This window comes from Paraburkholderia tropica (genome assembly GCF_914484835.1).
GTDB lineage: Bacteria > Pseudomonadota > Gammaproteobacteria > Burkholderiales > Burkholderiaceae > Paraburkholderia > Paraburkholderia tropica_A.
This window is the reverse complement of the sequence record NZ_CAJZAR010000031.1, coordinates 264,203-283,262: the sequence shown is the minus strand read 5'-3', so window position 1 is coordinate 283,262 and position 19,060 is coordinate 264,203. Positions and strand designations below refer to the sequence as shown.

The following is a 19,060-nucleotide window of genomic DNA, read 5'->3' as shown; positions in this document are numbered from 1 at the left end:
AGCGGCGGCACCGGCGACGTGCTCGGCGGCCTGATCGGCGCATTGCTCGCGCAGCACCTGCCACCGTTCGAAGCGGCGCTCGCGGGCGTCTATCTGCACGGACTCGCCGCCGATACGCTGGTCGCGCAAGGCGACGGTCCCGCCGGGCTCACGGCGGGCGAACTCGCGCCGATGGTGCGGCGCTTGCTGAACCGGCGTTTTTATTCGCGCAACCAGACGGCGACTTAACAGACGGCGAACAGACGGCGATTTGAACGCCAACTTGGCCGCCAACTTCACCACCGACCCACGCGCCGAAAGATGGCTGCGAATTTCGCGCACGCCAGCACGCCAGCGCGCCGCCACGGCGCGGCACACCCGCGGCATGCCGTTTGCTAACCTCGCCCGTCGATCGCCGTAGCGGCACGCAGCTTCGCTCAGCCCCGCTATACTGATCCTCCGCGCGCGCCGCTTCCACAGAAGCCGCGCGCCTCCCCGCAGCGCGTGATGCGCGCGTCGGCCCGACCGGCCGATGCCGCCCGCCGCCTTCCATTCGTTTTTCCTCGCTCGACGAACATGACGAATCCGCTCCCCGCCTGGTCCGCGCTACAGACGCACTACGAACAGATCCGCAACGACAAGCTGCGCGACTGGTTCGCGCCCGCCAACGATCCCGCGCCGACCCGCGCCGAACGCTTCACGTATTCGGGCGGCGGGCTCGCCGCCGACTTCTCGAAAAACCGCATCACCGACGCCACGCTGAAGCTGCTCGTGCAGCTCGCGCACGAGGCCGGCGTCGAACAGCGCCGCGACGCGATGTTCGCGGGCGAGATCGTCAACCCGACCGAAGGCCGCGCCGCCCTGCACACCGCGCTGCGCGCCACCGAGCCGAACGCGCCGTTCCACGCGCAGATCCTCGCCGAGAAAGCGAAGATGGCGAAGTTCGCCGACGCCGTGCGCAGCGGCGCCTGGACCGGCTACACCGGCAAGCGCATCCGCCATATCGTGAACATCGGCATCGGCGGCTCGGATCTCGGGCCGAAGATGGTCGTGCACGCGCTCCAGCACCTGGAATCACCCGAGATCGACTCGCACTTCGTGTCGAACGTCGACGGCGCCGATCTGTGGCGCACGATCGAGCACATCGACCCGGAAGAAACGCTCGCGATCATCGTCTCGAAGACCTTCACGACGCTCGAAACCATGACCAACGCGCGCTCGATGCGCGACTGGTTCGTGAAACACGGCTGCCCGGAAAACGCGCTCGCGAAGCATTTCGTCGGCGTCTCGGCGAACCCGACCGAAGTCGTGAAGTTCGGCATCGCCAAGGAAAACGTGTTCGAGATGTGGGATTGGGTCGGCGGCCGCTATTCGCTGTGGTCGGCGGTCGGCCTGTCGATCATGATCGCGATCGGCCCGCAACAGTTCGACGAACTGCTCGCCGGCGCGCACGACATGGACGAGCACTTCCGCACCGCGCCGCTCGAGAAGAACCTGCCGGTGCTGCTCGGCATGATCGGCATCTGGTATCGCAACTTCTTCGGTTCGCAGAGCTATCTCGTCGCTCCGTACTCCGAAGCATTGCACTATCTGCCCTCGTATCTGCAGCAGCTCGAAATGGAGAGCAACGGCAAGCAGGCGCGTCTGGACGGCAAGTTCGTTGACTACGCGACCTCGGCCATCACGTGGGGCGAGCCGGGCACGAACGGCCAGCACGCGTTCTTCCAGATGCTGCATCAGGGCACGACGATCGTGCCGATCGACTTCATCGCCGTGCTCACGCCCGAGCATCCGCTTGCCGATCATCATCCGAAGCTGCTCGCGAACTGCTTCGCGCAGAGCGAGGCGCTGATGCTCGGCCGCACCGAGGAAGAGGCGCGCAAGATCGCCGGGCCGGACAAGCCCGAACTCGTGCCGCACATCATGTTCCCCGGCAACCGTCCGACCACGACGCTGCTCGTCGACGCGCTCACGGCGCGCTCGCTCGGCGCGCTGATCGCGCTCTACGAACACAAGGTGCTGGTGCAGGCCTCGGTGTGGGACATCAATCCGTTCGACCAGTGGGGCGTGGAGCTCGGCAAGATTCTCGGCAAGGTGGTCGAGGCCGACCTCACCGCAGCGGCCGGCGACGTGAAGGCGCACGACTCGTCGACGGCGGCGCTGATCGCGAAAGCGCGTGCCGCGCTCAAGCGTTGAGGCGTTGAAGCACTGATTCGCATTGATCCGTCGATGCCATGAAAAAAGGCGTGCGCGGTGCAAACCGGCACGCCTTTTTGTTTGATCGCCGCCCCGCTTTATCGCCCCGCTTCGACGCGGCTCGCCTCGTGCGCGGCATGCGCCCCATCGATCACGCGATGGCCCGCCTCGATCGTGACGATCGAATCGCAGCGCTTCGCCAGATCGATATCGTGTGTGACGAGTACGAGCGTCGCGCCGTTCGCGCGGTTCAGCTCGAACATCAGGTCGATGACGGCGTGGCCCGTGGCGGCGTCGAGGCTGCCGGTGGGTTCGTCGGCGAACAGCACGGCCGGATGCGTGACGAACGCGCGCGCCAGCGCCACGCGCTGCTGCTCGCCGCCCGACAGCAGCTTCGGATAATGCGAGGTGCGCTGACCGAGCCCCACGCGTTCGAGCAAGGCACGCGCGCGGGCGAACGCCTCACGTGTGCTCAGGCCGCCCTGCAATTCGAGCGGCAGCGCGACGTTTTCGAGCGCGGTGAGATGCGGCATCAGCTGAAACGACTGAAACACGAAACCGACCGAGCCGTTGCGCAGCGCCGCGCGCTGATCTTCGGCCATACCGGTAAGCTCATGTCCGAGCAGACGAACCGAGCCCGCGCTCGCGCTGTCCAACCCGGCCAGCAAGCCGAGCAAGGTGGACTTGCCCGAACCCGAGGCGCCGACGATCGCCACGCTGCCGCCCGCGTGCACCGTGAGATCGATGCCGTCGAGGATCGTGAGTTCGCCGGTCGCGTCGGTGACGCGTTTGCACAGGCCCCGTACTTCGATGACTGGATCGCTATTCATTCGCACATGATGAAGCCAAGATTAGCTGTCAGAACAAGGCGCAGCGCACCGCGCGCCGCCCGCACCCTGCATCCCGCGCTCCGCGCCCGCGCCGTGGCGCTCGCGGTTTCGTGCGGAGCTGCGTTCAGCGTGTCGTTCGGCGTTTCGCTGGGCGCGCTCGCGCTGCCCGGCGTCGTGAGCGACGCGCATGCCGCAACTTCAGCCGCCACCTCAACCGCCACGCAACCCGCCGCGGCCAAACCCGTGATCGCCGTGCTCGGCGACAGCCTGTCCGCCGAATACGGCCTGCCGCGCGACACCGGCTGGGTCGCGCTACTGCGTCAGCGCCTCGCGAGTGAGCGAATCGATTATAGCGTCGCGAATGCGAGCATCAGCGGCGACACGACCAGCGGCGGGCTCGCGCGCCTGCCGCTCGTGCTGCAGCGCATGAAACCGTCCGTCGTCGTGATCGAACTCGGCGCCAACGACGCGCTGCGCGGCGTACCGCTCGCCACCACGGAGAGCAATCTTCGCGCCATCGTCGCCGCCGTCCGCAAGGGCCACGCCAGGCCCGTGCTGGTGGGCATGTACGTGCCGCCGAATTACGGACCCGACTACACTCAGCAATTCCACGGCCTGTACGGCAAGCTGTCGAAGGAGCTGAACGTGCCGCTGGTGCCGTTCCTGCTCGCCGGACTCGCCGACAAACCCGAGCTGTTCCAGTCCGACCAGCTGCATCCGACCCAGCAGGCACAGCCCTTGCTGCTCGACAACGTGTGGCCGACGCTCAAGCCGCTACTCGGCGGCGGCGCGCAGCGCTGACAAGCGCGGCACCCGCGTTTTCACGAGCAGGCGCGTCGCGTGCCGGGTCACATCTTTGCGCCAGACGAGCGGCTTCGTCTAACTTTCGAATGACCCTGACTGGAGGGATAAAACGTGAAATATTTACCTCTTATTGTCGTAACGGCAGCCCTTGCCGCCTGCGCCAATCAGCCGATGCCGAGCGGCTCGCAATCGGTCGGCACCAGCCAGCAACCGCCTCAGGCCGTCGCGCAGTGCATCGCGCAAAAGTGGGCCAACAAGTCGCAGCAGCAGGTCGTGTCGCAGAGCGTGCTCGCGAACGACCAGGCGATCGACGTCTACGTGCCGGGCCAGCAGCCGCCTAACGGTGCTGCGGCGACAGTGCGCCCAGCGTGGAACGCCAACGCCAAGACCTGGGTGGGCTTCCGTGCCGGCGGCGGCGCGGGCAGCGACGCCACGGGCGACATCAGCGCCTGTCTCTGACGGGCGGCGCACGCGGCGCGGCGCTTCACGCGCCACGTACGCAGCAAAGAAAAAGCCCCGCGAACTTCGCGGGGCTTTTTTGTGTGCGTCTGCGCCTGAGGTCTGCCTCGAAGCGCGAGGCGAGCTTACTGGCCGTCGCCGTCGCTCTGCTGGCTCGACGCGTTGAGCGAGCCGTAGAGCTTGACCTTCGAACGGTCGCGCAGCGCATCGAGATAAGCCTGCGTCTGCGACTGACCCGCGACCTGCGCGAGCTGCTGCTGCGCGGCGGCGAGACGGTTGCCGTCGGCGGCCGCGCCGTTCGTCACGCTGTTCACGCGATAGATCGCGTAGCCTTGTGCGCCGAGGTCGACGCCCACGTAGGCGGGCAGCTTCTGCGCATCGGCCTTGAACACGGCCGACAGTGCGGTGGGCGGCAGGCCTTGCGCGTCGTTGCGCGACACCTTCAGCGCCGACGAGAAGCCATCGGTCGACTTCGACTTCTGCAGGTCGGCGAGCTTCGCTTCGCCGTCCTTGCGCGCCATGTCGGCGGCTTGCTGCGCGACCACCTTCTGACGCACGGCATCCTTGATCGACGCGAATGCGGGCACCGCGGCGGCCTTGAAGTCGGTTACGCGCGCCGAGATCAGCGTGCTGTTGCCGACGTCGACTGCCTGCGTGTTGTTGTGCTGCTCAACCGAATCGGTCGCGAACACGGCGTCGAGGAACTTCTTGTTGTTCAGCGGGCTGTCCGGCGGCAGCGTGGCGTTCGGCTGCGGCGTGACCGTGGCGGTCTGGATCGTCAGCTTGTACTTGTCGGCGGCCGGTTGCAAGCTCTTGGACTTCTCGTACACCAGCGAGGTGAAGCCGTCGTTCGCGTCGGCGAGCAGCTTGGCGGCTTGCTGCGCCTTCACGTCGTTGGCGATCTGCGCCTTGACGTCGTCGAACGGCTTCGTGACCGACGGCTTGATGTCCGTGACCTTGACGATGTGATAGCCGAAGTCCGACTGGATCACGTCGCTGATTTCGTCCTTCTTGAGCTTGAAGACCGCGTCGTCGAACGCCTGGCCACCCGCGATCATGCCCGGGCCGAAGTAGCCGAGATCGCCGCCCTTCGACGCCGAACCCGGATCCTGCGAATCCTTCTGCGCGAGCTGCGCGAACTGGTCGGGATGCGCCTTCACTTCGGCGAGAATCTGCTCGGCCTTCTGCTTAGCGGCAGCGCGGTCAGCCGCGCTTGCATCCTTCGCCACCGTGATCAGGATGTGGCTCGCGCGCACTTCTTCCTGGCTCTTGTAGCGAGCGATGTTGTCGTCGTAGTACTTCTTGAGGTCGGCATCGGTCGGCTGAACCGAAGCCGCGACCGTCGCCGCCGACAGCACCAGATACTGAATCTGCGCCGTGGCCGGCGTGGCAAAGTCGGTCTTGTGCGCGTCGTAATACGCCTGCAGCTGCGCGTCGGTCGGCTGGACCTTCGCGATGTAGTCGTTCGCGCGGAACGCTAGACCCTGCACGTCGCGCTGCTGCTCGGACAGCTCGGTGAGCTGCTGCGCGAGCGCCTTCGGCGTGAACGCGCTGTTGATCAGCGCGGCGGGAAGCTGTTGCATCGCCATGCTGTAGCGCACGCGCTCGTCGTACTGCTCGGGCGTCATGCCCTGCATCGCGAGCAGTTGCTTGTACTTGTCGAGGTCGATCGAGCCGTCGGGATTCTTCAGCGACGAGATGATCGGATCGGCGAGCAGCGTGCGGCGCACGGCGTCGTCGGAAGCGGTGAGATGCAGACGCTGGACTTCGTCCTGCAGCACGCGTTGCTGGATCAGACCGTCGAGAATGTCCTTGCGATGCTGCGGCGTGTCGAACACGCTCGCGTCGAATTGCGCGCCCATGACCTGGCGCGCCTGGTCGAGTTGCTGACGCGACGCGTTGTCGTACTCGACGCGCGTGATCTTGTGACCGTTGACGCTCGCGACATTCGCGCTTTCGTCAAAAAAGCCGCGGAAACCTTGAATGCCGACGAAGCCGAGCCCTGGCAGGATCACCAGGAGCAGCATGAACATCATCAGCCGTTTGTGATTGCGGAAAAAGTCGAGCATGCGTGACCAAGCGTTGGAGAGCGCCAAAAAACAGAACGCCCGATATTACAACAGCGGCCAACAAAAAAGGCGAACCGGAGTTCGCCTTCTTGCTGAGATGTCTGGCGGAGCGGACGGGACTCGAACCCGCGACCCCCGGCGTGACAGGCCGGTATTCTAACCAACTGAACTACCGCTCCATGCGGTTTGCTGCGTGCGCCGTGTCGCCTGCGGCGGTTTCGAGCGCTTTTTGCGCTGCGGCGCGGCTCGTATGAAACTGTGGTGGGTGCTGAGAGGCTCGAACTCCCGACCTACGCCTTGTAAGGGCGCCGCTCTACCAACTGAGCTAAGCACCCAGCTTCATACGCCGACTGCCGAAAACCCGCTAAAAACTGCGGCGGCACTGCGACTTTTGCTGCGCCGCTTCATCAAGCAGCGAGCCCGCTAGTTTAGCGCATCTTTGAGCGCTTTACCAGGCCTGAATTTCGGGACTTTGGCAGCCTTGATCTTGATGGCGTCGCCGGTGCGCGGATTGCGGCCCGTGCGTGCCGTGCGCTTGCTGACCGCAAACGTGCCGAAACCGACCAGCGTGACCGACCCGCCCTTCTTCAGCGTGCCTTTGACGCCGCCGATCACAGCGTCGAGCGCGCGTCCCGCCGCCGCTTTCGAGATGTCGGCTTGCTGCGCGATATGGTCGATCAATTCCGTTTTATTCATTCCAGCCCCCGAGAATGTGTTGGGCAATCGTGATGGCGCGCGCCATGAGCCACGCCGGCGCCGCACCGGGAAGACATCAACTTTGTTCGATAACGACTCCGGTCTGCGCCGGAGCCCGCTCATTTAACGAGGCCGAAAGACCCGTGTCAAGCGGGGTTCCGCCCGATACCGCCCGCTTGCACGCGGCTTTCGAAGGCCAATGAAAGGCTGGCGTGCAGGCTTGTTCAAAGACCGATTCGAAGATACGCCGGCAAGCTCGCGCGCCACGCGCGCAAGCGGTTGCAAGCTCAACGATCCTTTCGGCGCGCGCAATAAAAAACCCGCGGACCAGGCCGCGGGTTTTCGAAGGGTGCTACGTAGATGCTACGAAATGACGCTGATGAAGACGCGTATTAAGTCGCGTAGTTAAGCCGCTTAATGCTTCACGACTTCGCTAGCCGCGTCCTTCGACTCGGCAACGGGCGACTTCGCGTCTTCGGCGGGCTTGGCCTCGTCTTCCGGCAGCGGCTGCGGCACGCGTTCGAGCGCGAGTTCGAGCACCTTGTCGATCCAGCGGACCGGCACGATTTCGATGGCGTTCTTCACGTTGTCCGGGATCTCGGTGAGATCCTTGACGTTCTCTTCCGGGATCAGCACGAGCTTGATGCCACCGCGATGCGCCGCGAGCAGCTTCTCCTTCAGCCCGCCGATCGGCAGCACTTCGCCGCGCAGCGTGATCTCGCCCGTCATCGCAACGTCAGCACGCACCGGAATGCCCGTGAGCACCGACACCAGCGCCGTCGTCATCGCACCGCCTGCGGACGGACCGTCCTTCGGCGTCGCGCCTTCGGGCACGTGAATGTGGATGTCCTGCTTCTCGAACGCTTCGTCCTTGATGCCAAGACGACGCGAACGCGAACGCACCACCGAACGTGCCGCTTCGACCGATTCCTTCATGACATCGCCGAGCGAACCCGTGCGGATCACGTTGCCCTTGCCGGGCATGACCGCCGCTTCGATCGTCAGCAGATCGCCGCCGACTTCCGTCCACGCGAGACCCGTGACCTGACCGACCTGGTTTTCCTTCGCAGCCAGACCGAAGTCGTACTTGCGCACGCCAAGGAAAGTGTCCAGATTCGCGCTGTCCACCGTGACGGCCTTGTCGGCCTTCTTCAGCAGCAGCATCTTCACGACCTTGCGGCAGATCTTCGACACTTCGCGCTCGAGCGAACGCACGCCCGCTTCACGCGTGTAGTAGCGAATGATGTCGCGGATCGCGCCTTCGGTCACTTCGATCTCGGTCGGCTTCAGCCCGTTGTTCTTCTTCTGCTTCGGCAGGAGATAACGCTGGGCGATGCTGACCTTCTCGTCTTCCGTGTAACCCGAGAGACGGATGACTTCCATCCGGTCGAGCAGCGGCGGCGGAATGTTCAGCGAGTTCGACGTGGCGACGAACATCACATCGGAGAGGTCGAAATCGACTTCGATGTAGTGGTCGGCGAACGTGTGGTTCTGTTCCGGGTCCAGCACTTCGAGCAGCGCCGACGACGGATCGCCGCGGAAATCCATGCCCATCTTGTCGACTTCGTCGAGCAGGAAAAGCGGATTGCGCACGCCGACCTTGGTCAGGCTTTGCAGAATCTTGCCGGGCATCGAGCCGATGTACGTACGACGGTGGCCGCGAATTTCGGCTTCGTCACGCACGCCGCCCAGCGCCATGCGCACGAACTTGCGGTTCGTTGCGCGCGCAATCGACTGCCCAAGCGAGGTCTTGCCGACGCCCGGAGGCCCGACGAGGCACAGGATCGGCGCCTTGACCTTGTCCACGCGCTGTTGGACCGCGAGATACTCGAGAATGCGTTCCTTCACCTTCTCGAGACCGAAGTGGTCTTCGTCGAGCACCGACTCGGCGTTCGAGAGGTCGTTGTTGACCTTGCTCTTCTTGCGCCACGGCAGGCCGATCAGCGTGTCGATGTAGTTGCGCACGACGGTGGCTTCCGCCGACATCGGCGACATCAGCTTGAGCTTCTTCAGCTCGGCGTCGGCCTTCTTCTTGGCTTCCTTCGGCATGCGCGCGGCGGTGATGCGCTTCTCGAGTTCTTCGAGATCGGCACCTTCTTCGCCTTCGCCCAGTTCCTTCTGGATGGCCTTGACCTGCTCGTTCAGGTAGTACTCGCGCTGGCTCTTTTCCATCTGGCGCTTGACGCGGCCACGGATGCGCTTTTCGACCTGGAGGATGTCGATTTCAGCTTCGAGCTGGGCGAGCAGATGCTCGAGACGTTCCACGACCGGGAACATTTCGAGGATGTGCTGCTTCTGGTCGAGCTTGAGCGGCAGGTGCGCGGCGATGGTGTCAGCAAGACGACCGGCCTCGTCGATACCCGACAGCGAGGTCAGGATCTCCGGCGGGATCTTCTTGTTGAGCTTCACGTACTGATCGAACTGCGAGACGATCGCACGGCGCAGCGCTTCGGTTTCGGCGCTGTCCGCGTGGTCGGGCTCGAGCGGCATGACTTCGCACGAGAACTGCGTTTCCTGCTCTTCGATCGAGAGCGTCTTCGCGCGCTGCAGGCCTTCCACGAGCACCTTCACGGTGCCGTCGGGCAGCTTGAGCATTTGCAGGATGTTCGCGATACATCCCACTTCGTACATGTCTTTTTCGGTCGGCTCATCCTTCGCAGCGGTCTTCTGGGCGACGAGCATGATGTGCTTGCCGCCTTCCATCGCCGCTTCGAGGGCCTTGATCGACTTCGGCCGGCCCACGAAAAGGGGAATCACCATATGCGGGAAGACTACGACGTCTCGCAGCGGGAGCAGCGGGAGCGTGGTGCGTTCCGGCGGGAGGAGTTGGGTTCCTGACATTTCATTTCCCCATGAGTGGAATCAATTCGTTCGGTAAGTGAGGCCTGATAAGACGATTACAAGCCTCTCGCGTGTGGGAAAAGTTCAGTGACTCCAAAAAAGTGCGCCATCGACCACAAGTGAAACGAAAAAGCCGTTCATCCCATTGTATGAACGGCTTTTTCCAGGAACTCTTTAGCCGATCACCACCATCAGTTCGACCCTGAAACCTTCGGAGCGTCTTCGTAGATCAAAAGCGGCTTACCGTCGCCGTCGATCACGTTGTCGTCGATGATCACCTTGCTCACGCCCTTCATGGTCGGCAGCTCGTACATGACGTCGAGCAATGCCTGTTCAAGAATGGATCGCAAGCCCCGCGCCCCGGTCTTGCGGCGGATCGCCTTGCGGGCGACGGCCTGCAGCGCAGCCGGGCGAATCTCCAGTTCCACGCGCTCCATGTTGAAGAGCTTGTGATACTGCTTGACGAGCGCGTTTTTCGGCTCGACGAGGATCTTCATGAGCGCCGCTTCATCGAGCTTGCCGAGCGTTGCGACCACCGGCAGACGGCCGATCAGTTCGGGAATCAGACCGAACTTGATCAGGTCTTCCGGTTCCGTCTCGCGCAGCACTTCGCCCGTGTCGCGTTCCTGCTTGCTCTTCACGCTCGCGCCGAAACCGATGCCGGTTTTCTCGGTGCGATCCGTGATGACTTTTTCGAGGCCGTCGAACGCGCCGCCGCAGATGAACAGGATGTTGGTCGTGTCGACCTGGATGAAGTCCTGATTCGGATGCTTGCGGCCGCCCTGCGGGGGCACCGAGGCCATCGTGCCTTCGACGAGCTTGAGCAGCGCCTGCTGCACGCCCTCGCCCGACACGTCGCGCGTGATCGACGGGTTGTCCGACTTGCGGCTGATCTTGTCGATTTCGTCGATGTAGACGATGCCGCGCTGGGCCTTGTCGACCTCGTAATTGCAGTTCTGCAGCAGCTTCTGGATGATGTTCTCGACGTCTTCGCCCACGTAACCGGCTTCGGTCAGCGTGGTGGCGTCGGCGATCACGAACGGCACGTTCAGAAGGCGCGCGAGCGTCTGCGCGAGCAGCGTCTTGCCCGAACCCGTGGGGCCGATCAGCAGGATGTTGCTCTTGGAGAGTTCGACTTCGTCTTTCTTGTCGAGATGTTTGAGACGCTTGTAGTGGTTGTACACCGCCACCGCAAGGATCTTCTTCGCGCGTTCCTGCCCGATCACGTACTGGTCGAGGATGTCGCGGATTTCCTGCGGGCTCGGCAGGTCCGAGCGCGACAGCGCCGCGTCGACGCCCGCACCGGCGGCCTCGTCGCGAATGATCTCGTTGCACAGGTCGATACATTCATCGCAGATGAATACCGACGGGCCAGCGATCAGTTTCTTGACCTCGTGCTGGCTTTTGCCGCAAAACGAGCAATACAACAGCTTCTCGCTGTTAGAACCTTTTTTGTCCGCCATGGATAGATGAGCCTCCGGACACTCTGTTACATGATACGCCGTTTCCCCCGGCTTGCCGGGAGACGCGTGAACCGCTTGCTGTGACGGCGTTGGGGCCGCAGGCCGCGAAGCGCGTTTGCCGATTATTTCACAGGCTCCGGGCGGTCGTGCCTATCCCCTTTTTTACGGGGGTGGCACGCCGCCTGGGCGCCCGATTTGCACCATTCAGGCGCCTGGAACGCGTACCGGATCAGGGACGCTTGTGCAGGACCTGATCGACCAGACCATAGGCTTGCGCGTCGTCGCCGGACATGAAGTTGTCGCGGTCGGTGTCGCGCGCGATGCGCTCGACCGGCTGACCCGTATGGTGCGCGAGCAACTGGTTCAGGCGCTCCTTCAGGTACAGGATTTCGCGCGCCTGGATTTCGATGTCCGACGCCTGGCCGCGTGCGCCGCCGAGCGGCTGGTGAATCATCACGCGCGAGTTCGGCAGCGCGAAGCGCTTGCCCTTCTCGCCCGCTGCCAGCAGGAACGCGCCCATCGAGGCCGCGAGGCCCATGCAAAGGGTCGAAACGTTCGGCTTGATGAACTGCATCGTGTCGTAAATCGCCATGCCGGCCGAGACCGAACCGCCCGGGCTGTTGATGTACAGGCTGATGTCCTTGTCCGGGTTTTCGCTTTCGAGGAACAGCAGCTGGGCGACCACGAGGTTGGCCGTCTGGTCGTTCACTTCACCGACCAGGAACACCACGCGCTCCTTCAGCAGACGCGAGTAGATGTCGTACGAACGCTCGCCGCGGCCGCTCGTCTCCACGACGATCGGCACGAGCCCGAGCGCCTGCGGATCGAAATCCCGCGAAGCCTGGGAGGTCAGCGTGTCCAGCGATTGAGCGCGAAAAGTCATGCGGTGCATCCTTGTCTGGAAGAGAGTTGTTCTGGTATGGCGACGGACCCCGCATAAATCAACCACACGGCCAGCATGGCTAAATTCAGCGGATACAAAAACGGCGTGCTGGCCGTCGGTCGCTCCGACAGCCGGCACGCCGTGCGGGCAGACTTAAGCCTGCGCCGTCGCGCTTGCCAGTTCTTCGAAGCTGACTTGCTTGTCCGTTACCTTGGCCTTGCCGATCACGAAGTCGACGACGTTCGATTCGACGACGTACGCTTCCATTTCGGCCAGACGTTGCTGGTTCGAATAATACCAGCGCACGACTTCCTTCGGGTCTTCGTAGCTTTTCGCGAATTCGTCGACTTCAGCGCGGATCTGTTCCGGCTTCGCTTCGAGACCGTTGGCCTTGACCAGCTCGGCCAGAACGAGGCCCAGCTTGACGCGGCGCTCGGCTTGTTCCTTGAACATTTCGGCCGGGATCGGTGCGTCCTTGGCGTTCGGCACGCCACGTTGCGCCAGGTCGGCACGCGCCATTTCGACGAGACGCTGCTGGTCCTGTTCGATCAGCGCGTTCGGCACGTCGAGTTCGGCGATCTTCAGCAGCGCGTCCATCACCTGGTTCTTGACGATCGACTGCGTGCGGCGCTTCGCTTCACGCTCGAGGTTGTCCTTGATTTCGGCGCGCATCTTCACGAGGTCGCCGTCGGCGATGCCGAGCGACTTGGCGAATTCGCCGTCGATTTCCGGCAGGTGCGCCCACTCGATCAGCTGCATCGTGATCGTGAACTTGGCCGTCTTGCCGGCGACTTCCTTGCCGTGATAGTCCTCGGGGAACGCGAGGTCGAATTCGCGCGACTCACCCTTCTTCAGGCCGATGGCGGCCTTTTCGAATTCCGGCAGCATGCGGCCTTCGCCGAGCACGAACGCGAAACCTTCCGCGGTGCCGCCCGGGAATGCGACGTCGTCGATCTTGCCGACGAAGTCGACCGTCACGCGATCGCCTTCCTTGGCTGCGGTGTCGGCGCCGCCGTCACCGTGCTCGCCCGCTTCGCCGCGTGCGTGGAAGTGCACGCGCTGCTTGCGCAGGATGTCGAGCGTGCGGTCGATTTCAGCGTCGCTGATGGTCGTGGTCGTGCGCTCGATTTCGGCCGTGCCGACGTCGCCGAGCTTGACTTCCGGGTAGACCTCGAAGGTCGCGTCGAATGCGTAGTCGCCTTCAGCGGCCTCCGCCTTCGGGGCGAAGCTCGGCTGGCCCGCGACGCGCAGGTTTTCCGCGCGGCTGATGTCGAAGAATTCCTTGCCGACCTTGTCGCTCAGAACTTCGGCTTCCACCTGGCCCGAGTACTGCTGCGTGACCATCTTCAGCGGCACCTTGCCCGGGCGGAAACCCGGCATGCGCACGTTCTTTGCCAGTTGGCGGATGCGCGAATCGACTTCTTTCTGCACGGCGTCCTTCGGCAGGGAAATCGTCACGCGGCGTTCGAGCTTGCCGAGGTTTTCAACAGCGTTAGCCATGGCTTCAATCGTCCTAAAATTGTTCGAGCGTATCAGTAATCTTTGCTGCCGCAGTTCGATGGGAAAGCCCGCATCGCCTGCGTCTCGCTAGTGCCTCGTCGGCGCCGCCTGCCGGCTTCGATCGCGACCGTGCGGTCGCGCCCAAGGCCGGCGGGCGCATTCCATGACGCCTCTCGCCGCAGACCGCCGCGCCGCCCGCGCATCACGCATCGATGCGTTGGAGCGGGCGCTTCGCGGACGCTGCCGGCTGGGCGGCGCCCTTTCCTGGAGCCGCGAGACCCGGCCCGGCCAGATCGGCCGGTGAAGGCCGAAACGGACGGTTTGCCGTGCGGTTCCGTCAAAAGAGCCAAGTATTTTAGCAAACTATTTCCCCACTCAAATGGAATTGCCGTTCGGGACGCCAAAACGGCATCTTTCCGTGTGAAATTTGCGGGTTTTCGTGCCGGAATCGCCCTGCGGGGACGCGATCGGGCGCGGCGCGCAGCGAGGCTTTCGGCCTGTAAGCGCCCCGAAGCTCGCGCGAGCACACGCAAGCGCGCCCGCTCGCGACGCCCGCGCGTTGCACGCGCGATCCACGCTATCGCGGCGCGGGTATCCAGCGCCCCGCCCCGCACTGTTAAGCTAACGCTCGCGCCGGACGCCCCGCCGGATGCAGCCGCCATCCCAACTCTTCCAGTCGAGACACCATGTCCAACCCGTCGTTTGACGCACCCGTCGTCGTGATTGCTCCAGATTCCTTCAAAGGCTCGCTGAGCGCGGACGGGGTCGCCGCCGCCATCGCCGAAGGCATTCGCCGCGCCCGGGCGGACGCCGAAATCCGCATCTGCCCGATGGCCGACGGCGGCGAAGGCACGCTCGACGCCATGCTCAGCGTGGGCGGCGAGCGCCGCATCCTCAATGTCGAAGGCGCCGCGCTCGCGCGCCGCGACGCCACGGTCGGCCTGCTGCACGACGGCAGCGCGATCGTCGAGACCGCCGAAATCGTCGGCATTACCGATCCGGTCGGCATGGGCGTGCCGGTCGCCGCGCGCAGCACGCGCGGCATGGGCGAAGCGATCCGCGCGCTGCTCGACGAGGGCGTGCGACGCTTCTACGTGGCGCTCGGCGGCAGCAGCACCAACGACGGCGGCGCGGGGCTGCTCGCGGGCCTCGGCCTGCAACTCTTCGATGCGGCCGACAACGCGCTCGCGCCCACGCCCGAAGCGCTCACGCGCGTCGCGCGCGTGGATGTATCGGGGCTCGATGCGCGCCTCGCCGAAGCCAGCTTCGTGGCGATGTCCGACGTCGACAATCCGCTCACCGGCGAGCACGGCGCGACCGCCGTGTTCGGCCCGCAAAAAGGCGTGACGCCGGCCGAAGTCGCGCCGATCGACGCCGCGCTCGGCCGTTTCGCCGATCTGCTCGAAGCCGCGCTCGGCCGCACCGCGCGCGATGAAGCGGGCGCGGGCGCCGCGGGCGGCCTCGGTTTCGCGCTGCGCATGCTGGGCGCGAGCTTCGAGCCGGGCGCGGAAGTCGTCGCGCGCACCATCGGCCTCGATCAGGCGCTCGCGGGCGCGCACTGGCTCATCACCGGCGAAGGCCGCTCGGACGTGCAGACCCTGCACGGCAAGGCGCCCTTCATCGCCTGCCGCCACGCCCAGGCTGCGGGCGTGCCGGCCTCGCTGCTGTCGGGCGCCGTCGACCCGGCCGCGCTGCCGCGTCTGGCCGAGCACTTCAGCGGCTGCTTCTCGCCCGCGCCGGGCCCGATCACGCTCGAAACGGCGATTCGCGACGCCGCCGCGCTGCTCGCGAACGAAGCCGAACAGCTCACGCGCCTCAAGTACGGCGCCTCGCGCGCCTGATCGCCCTTACTCGCAGATGAACTTTCGCGCGCAACGAATCGTGCCTGGCCTGTGGGTTCGTTGCGTGCGGGTTCGTCGCGCGTGAAACGTGCGCAAACGGGCGCAAACGGCCGCAAACGGGCCGCCAAACCCACTTGAATAGTCAGACGTTTTCGTCCGCAAACGCGCCGCGTTTTCGCAGTAAGCGATTAATAGATTCGTACGCCCGTTGAAGATCGGCTTACGAGGGTTCGTGCGCGTTGACCCGAGCGCTCGTTGAGGCAACAATCATGATCAACGCGACATGATCGCGCATACCTCACGCGACCAGACCAGGACGACCATGAAGGCAAGCAAAGCCGGACTCGAACAATTTTTGACCTATCGGCTCCATGTCCTGAACAAGCTCTCCGAACGCGGCGCAAGCGAGCGCTACCAGGCGAAGCTCGGCATCACCCTGCCCGAAGCGCGCCTCATTGCTGCCGTCGGCGCATTCGGCCCGTTTTCAGTGATGGAGCTGGCGCGCCACGCGAATCTCGACAAGAGCCAGGCCAGCCGCGCCGCCGAAGCGCTGATGCGCCGTGGCCTCATGCAGCGCGACGCCAGCGAGGAAGACGGACGCCTCGTGCTCGTCTCGCTCACGACCGAAGGCCGCGCGCTCTACCGCAAGGTCATGCCCATCGCGCGCAAGTGGAACACGGACCTGTTCGCCTGCCTCGAAGAGAAGGAGCGCGAGCTGCTCAACCGCGCGCTGGAGAAGGTCATCGCGGCGGCCCAGGAAGATCTCTGATCCGGGCTACGCGATAAACGAATCAGATGGTCGATGCGCCGACCGTCGAGGCGGGTTTTTGCGGCGCGCGATTCAAGAAACGCCGCGCAAGAAAAAAGGCCACGTACCGTTGAGGTACGTGGCCTTTGTCTTTGGTGCGTGAGGCCGGACTCGAACCGGCACACCCTTGCGGGCGTCAGGACCTAAACCTGGTGCGTCTACCAATTTCGCCACTCACGCGAATGCTGCTGGCGAGACCGCCGCGAGTGGGAACGAACCGGAACCATCGCGTGCATCGAATGCTATACGGACCTGCCTGGGCGCGCCGCGCAGCCGGATAACCCGCCGCGAACGCGCAAGCGCGAGATTCTAACCGATTGAATTGCGCTTGTCTGCATCTTGAGAGACGACGCCGATCGCGCCCTTGCATCGCCCTCGATCCGCATGTCGAGCCGTGTGCCGGATGCGCGCGCGGCCCGAAAAACAGGCCGGTGCTAGAATCGCCGCTCCGCGGCTCTTTGCCCCACCGCTGGCCCCACTGATCGCTTCAGCCGGGCCGCGACCGCGCCGCGCCTCCCCACGCCCCGAACGCCGTGAATTTCGACGATTACTGCCTGCAAAAGGCGGCCCCACCCGGATCGAGCACGTACTACGCGCTGCGCCAGGCGAGCGCCGCGCGCCAGCCGCTCCTTGCCGCCCTGTTCGCGCTGCGCCGCGAACTCGAAGAAACCGCCAAGGAAACGAGCGACCCCACCGTGGGCCGCACGAAACTCGCCTGGTGGCAGAAAGAACTCGCCGCGCTGGCGGCGGGCAATCCCTCGCATCCGGTCACGAAGGCGCTCGCCGCGCATCTCGACGATCCCGCGAGCCACTATCCGCTGCTTCAACAATTGCTGGCCGGCTTCGAGATGGACTTCGAGCAGGCCCGTTATCTCGACATGCCGAATCTGCGCCGCTATATCGACGGCGTGGGCGGCACCTTCGCGACGCTCGTCGCCCAGGCTTGCGCGCGCACGCCGCAGGAACGCGACGCGGCAGCCAACTGGGCCGCGCCGCTCGGCCACGCGCTGACGCTCGCGCAGTTCGTGCCCGAGATCGGCAACGACGCACGCCACGGCCGCATCTACGTGCCGATCGACGAATTGCAGCGCTACAACGTCACCGCCGCCGATCTGATCAACCGCCGTTACAGCGCCGAATTCACCGAGCTGATGCAGTTCCAGACGGCGCGGGCGCGCGAAGCGCTGAACGCCGCGCTCGACGCGATTCCCGCCGCCGAGCGCAAACCGCAGCGCGCGCTGCGCTCGCTCGCCGCGCTGGAACTCGCGCTACTCGATGAAGTGGAACGCGAAGATTTTCAGGTCCTGCATCAGCACATCGCGCTCACGCCGATCCGCAAGCTCTGGGTCGCTTGGCGCGCGGCGCGGCGCGGCTGAAGTACACGCCACGCGGCGCATCGACGAAGCATCGAGAAAGCATCAAGCACGCAACAACGGCAGCGGCTCGAAGCGCTGCTGGAGCACTGCGCTGGCGTCGAGTCCCCACCAGTCGTTCAGCACCGTCGCGTAGATCTGCCGGAAATCGACGCTCACCGGCAGATTGCCGTTGCCGTCGAGTCGCGCGAGCGCGGGCGCTTCGCCATAGAGCCCGCCCGCCACGCGCCCGCCCGCCACGAAATGCGCCGACGCCGTGCCGTGATCGGTGCCACGACTCTGGTTCTCGCGCACGCGCCGCCCGAACTCCGCATACGTGGCGATCAAGGTGCGATCCCAGCGCCCCATTTCGATCAGCGCCGAGCGCATCGCCACCATGCCCGCCGCGAACTGGCGCAACAATTCCGCATGACGCTCGGGCTGATTTTCGTGCGTATCGAAACCGTTGAGCGTGAGGCGAATGACGGCGACGCCATCGCCCTGGACCGGCACACCCTGCGCCGTCTCGCCGGACGCGAGCGCCTGCATCGCGGTCTTCACCGATGCACCGAACGCCCCTGCCGGAAACGCCGTCTTCAACGCGTAATCGCCGGGCCGCGGCCGCAACTGATCGGCGGCGTGCACGATGTCGTTTTCCACGTCGAGAATGTGCGCGAGCGCCGGATTGCGCTCCTTGAGCGCGACCGGCGTGACGAGCCGCGAGGCACGCGCGAACTGCGCTGGATTGACGAGCGCGATGGCGCGCGCGCCATTCGCTAGCGGACCCATTTCGGCGCTGCCCAGCACCAGGCCGTCGGCGGCGAAACCCTTCGGCACGGGCGTCGTCGCGAATGCGCGCGTGAGCCAGCCTTCGCGCAGATATTGATCGGAGCGCGAAGCCGTGTCCCAGATCTCGATCGAGCGGAAATGCGAGAGATTCGGCTGCGCGTAGCTCACGCCCTGCACGATCGCGAGCTCGTGCTCGCGCCACATCGGCAAAAGCGGCGCGAGCGCCGGATGCAGCGCCGTGCGTTCGTCGAGCTGGATCGCGTCGCCGCGACGTACGCCGATGGTCGTGCGATAACGCGCATAGAGCGGATCGGCGTACGGGACGACGGTGTTCAAGCCATCGTTGCCGCCCTTCAGTTCGACGAGGATCAGCAGATTGTCGTAGCCGCTCGCGCGCCGTTGCGCGGCCGCGCCCGGCGTCTGCGCGCGGGCGTTCTCCGGCAGCCACGACGCCGCGCCTGCCGCCGTCGCCGCGGCGGCCGCCGCCAGGAAATCGCGTCGCTTCATGCCGCGCCCCGCTCGTTGTTGTGTGATGCGTCCTGACGTGCGT

General features: G+C 64.8%; 15 protein-coding genes and 3 tRNA genes. 7 read left to right on the top strand and 11 right to left on the bottom strand.

Annotated elements, in window-relative coordinates; all coding sequences use genetic code 11:
- Nucleotides 1-228: NAD(P)H-hydrate dehydratase (locus LDO54_RS05525; protein WP_290371065.1), on the top strand; the 228-nt coding region annotated here is incomplete at its 5' end.
- A 327-nt stretch (nt 229-555) separates the two neighbouring features.
- On the top strand, nt 556-2,175 hold the full coding sequence (pgi, locus tag LDO54_RS05520; protein ID WP_224007596.1) for a glucose-6-phosphate isomerase: 1,620 nt from the start codon (nt 556-558) through the stop codon (nt 2,173-2,175).
- Nucleotides 2,176-2,273: 98 nt separating this feature from the next.
- Here the strand turns inward: pgi and LDO54_RS05515 are convergent, their stop codons facing one another.
- Nucleotides 2,274-3,005: an ABC transporter ATP-binding protein gene (locus tag LDO54_RS05515; RefSeq protein WP_436975509.1), complete on the bottom strand. Its 732-nt coding sequence runs from the start codon at nt 3,003-3,005 to the stop codon at nt 2,274-2,276.
- Nucleotides 3,006-3,179: 174 nt separating this feature from the next.
- Here LDO54_RS05515 and LDO54_RS05510 point away from each other — a divergent pair, with 174 nt between their 5' ends.
- Nucleotides 3,180-3,806, top strand: a complete 627-nt coding sequence (locus tag LDO54_RS05510; RefSeq protein ID WP_224007632.1) for an arylesterase — start codon at nt 3,180-3,182, stop codon at nt 3,804-3,806.
- Between the two features lie 114 nt (nt 3,807-3,920).
- Nucleotides 3,921-4,268 (top strand): hypothetical protein, encoded by a 348-nt coding sequence (locus tag LDO54_RS05505; protein ID WP_224007590.1) that lies wholly within the window; start codon nt 3,921-3,923, stop codon nt 4,266-4,268.
- 125 nt (nt 4,269-4,393) lie between these two features.
- On the opposite strand, the gene LDO54_RS05500 is transcribed toward LDO54_RS05505, so the two are convergent.
- From LDO54_RS05500 to tig, 8 genes are all read right to left on the bottom strand, one after another.
- Nucleotides 4,394-6,337: a SurA N-terminal domain-containing protein gene (locus LDO54_RS05500; RefSeq protein WP_224007586.1), complete on the bottom strand. Its 1,944-nt coding sequence runs from the start codon at nt 6,335-6,337 to the stop codon at nt 4,394-4,396.
- Nucleotides 6,338-6,439: 102 nt separating this feature from the next.
- Nucleotides 6,440-6,516 (bottom strand) — tRNA-Asp (locus LDO54_RS05495).
- A gap of 80 nt (nt 6,517-6,596) precedes the next feature.
- Nucleotides 6,597-6,672: transfer RNA gene (locus LDO54_RS05490), tRNA-Val, on the bottom strand.
- A gap of 88 nt (nt 6,673-6,760) precedes the next feature.
- Nucleotides 6,761-7,156 carry an HU family DNA-binding protein gene (locus LDO54_RS05485; RefSeq protein ID WP_290371064.1) on the bottom strand — a complete coding sequence of 132 codons (396 nt, stop codon included), beginning with the start codon at nt 7,154-7,156 and terminating at the stop codon, nt 6,761-6,763.
- Nucleotides 7,157-7,447: 291 nt separating this feature from the next.
- Nucleotides 7,448-9,874, bottom strand: a complete 2,427-nt coding sequence (lon, locus tag LDO54_RS05480; RefSeq protein ID WP_224007584.1) for an endopeptidase La — start codon at nt 9,872-9,874, stop codon at nt 7,448-7,450.
- A 191-nt stretch (nt 9,875-10,065) separates the two neighbouring features.
- Complete coding sequence (clpX, locus tag LDO54_RS05475; RefSeq protein ID WP_224007581.1) at nt 10,066-11,337, bottom strand: ATP-dependent Clp protease ATP-binding subunit ClpX; 1,272 nt, start codon at nt 11,335-11,337, stop codon at nt 10,066-10,068.
- 229 nt (nt 11,338-11,566) lie between these two features.
- A complete protein-coding gene (gene clpP, locus LDO54_RS05470; RefSeq protein ID WP_065065552.1) occupies nt 11,567-12,220 on the bottom strand; it encodes an ATP-dependent Clp endopeptidase proteolytic subunit ClpP in 654 nt (217 codons plus the stop codon).
- Nucleotides 12,221-12,373: 153 nt separating this feature from the next.
- Nucleotides 12,374-13,720, bottom strand: a complete 1,347-nt coding sequence (gene tig, locus LDO54_RS05465) for a trigger factor (protein ID WP_224007578.1) — start codon at nt 13,718-13,720, stop codon at nt 12,374-12,376.
- Nucleotides 13,721-14,406: 686 nt separating this feature from the next.
- Between tig and LDO54_RS05460 the strand changes: the two genes are divergently transcribed.
- Both LDO54_RS05460 and LDO54_RS05455 read left to right on the top strand, forming a co-directional pair.
- Nucleotides 14,407-15,561: a glycerate kinase gene (locus LDO54_RS05460; protein ID WP_224007575.1), complete on the top strand. Its 1,155-nt coding sequence runs from the start codon at nt 14,407-14,409 to the stop codon at nt 15,559-15,561.
- 322 nt (nt 15,562-15,883) lie between these two features.
- Nucleotides 15,884-16,330 carry a MarR family winged helix-turn-helix transcriptional regulator gene (locus tag LDO54_RS05455; RefSeq protein ID WP_224007573.1) on the top strand — a complete coding sequence of 149 codons (447 nt, stop codon included), beginning with the start codon at nt 15,884-15,886 and terminating at the stop codon, nt 16,328-16,330.
- Nucleotides 16,331-16,462: 132 nt separating this feature from the next.
- Here LDO54_RS05455 and LDO54_RS05450 read toward each other — a convergent pair.
- A tRNA-Leu gene (locus tag LDO54_RS05450) sits at nt 16,463-16,549 on the bottom strand.
- Between the two features lie 353 nt (nt 16,550-16,902).
- Between LDO54_RS05450 and LDO54_RS05445 the strand changes: the two genes are divergently transcribed.
- Complete coding sequence (locus LDO54_RS05445; RefSeq protein WP_224007570.1) at nt 16,903-17,745, top strand: squalene/phytoene synthase family protein; 843 nt, start codon at nt 16,903-16,905, stop codon at nt 17,743-17,745.
- A gap of 42 nt (nt 17,746-17,787) precedes the next feature.
- Here LDO54_RS05445 and LDO54_RS05440 read toward each other — a convergent pair whose 3' ends face one another.
- Nucleotides 17,788-19,017 carry a DUF1501 domain-containing protein gene (locus LDO54_RS05440; RefSeq protein ID WP_224007567.1) on the bottom strand — a complete coding sequence of 410 codons (1,230 nt, stop codon included), beginning with the start codon at nt 19,015-19,017 and terminating at the stop codon, nt 17,788-17,790.
- Nucleotides 19,018-19,060: the final 43 nt, after the last annotated feature.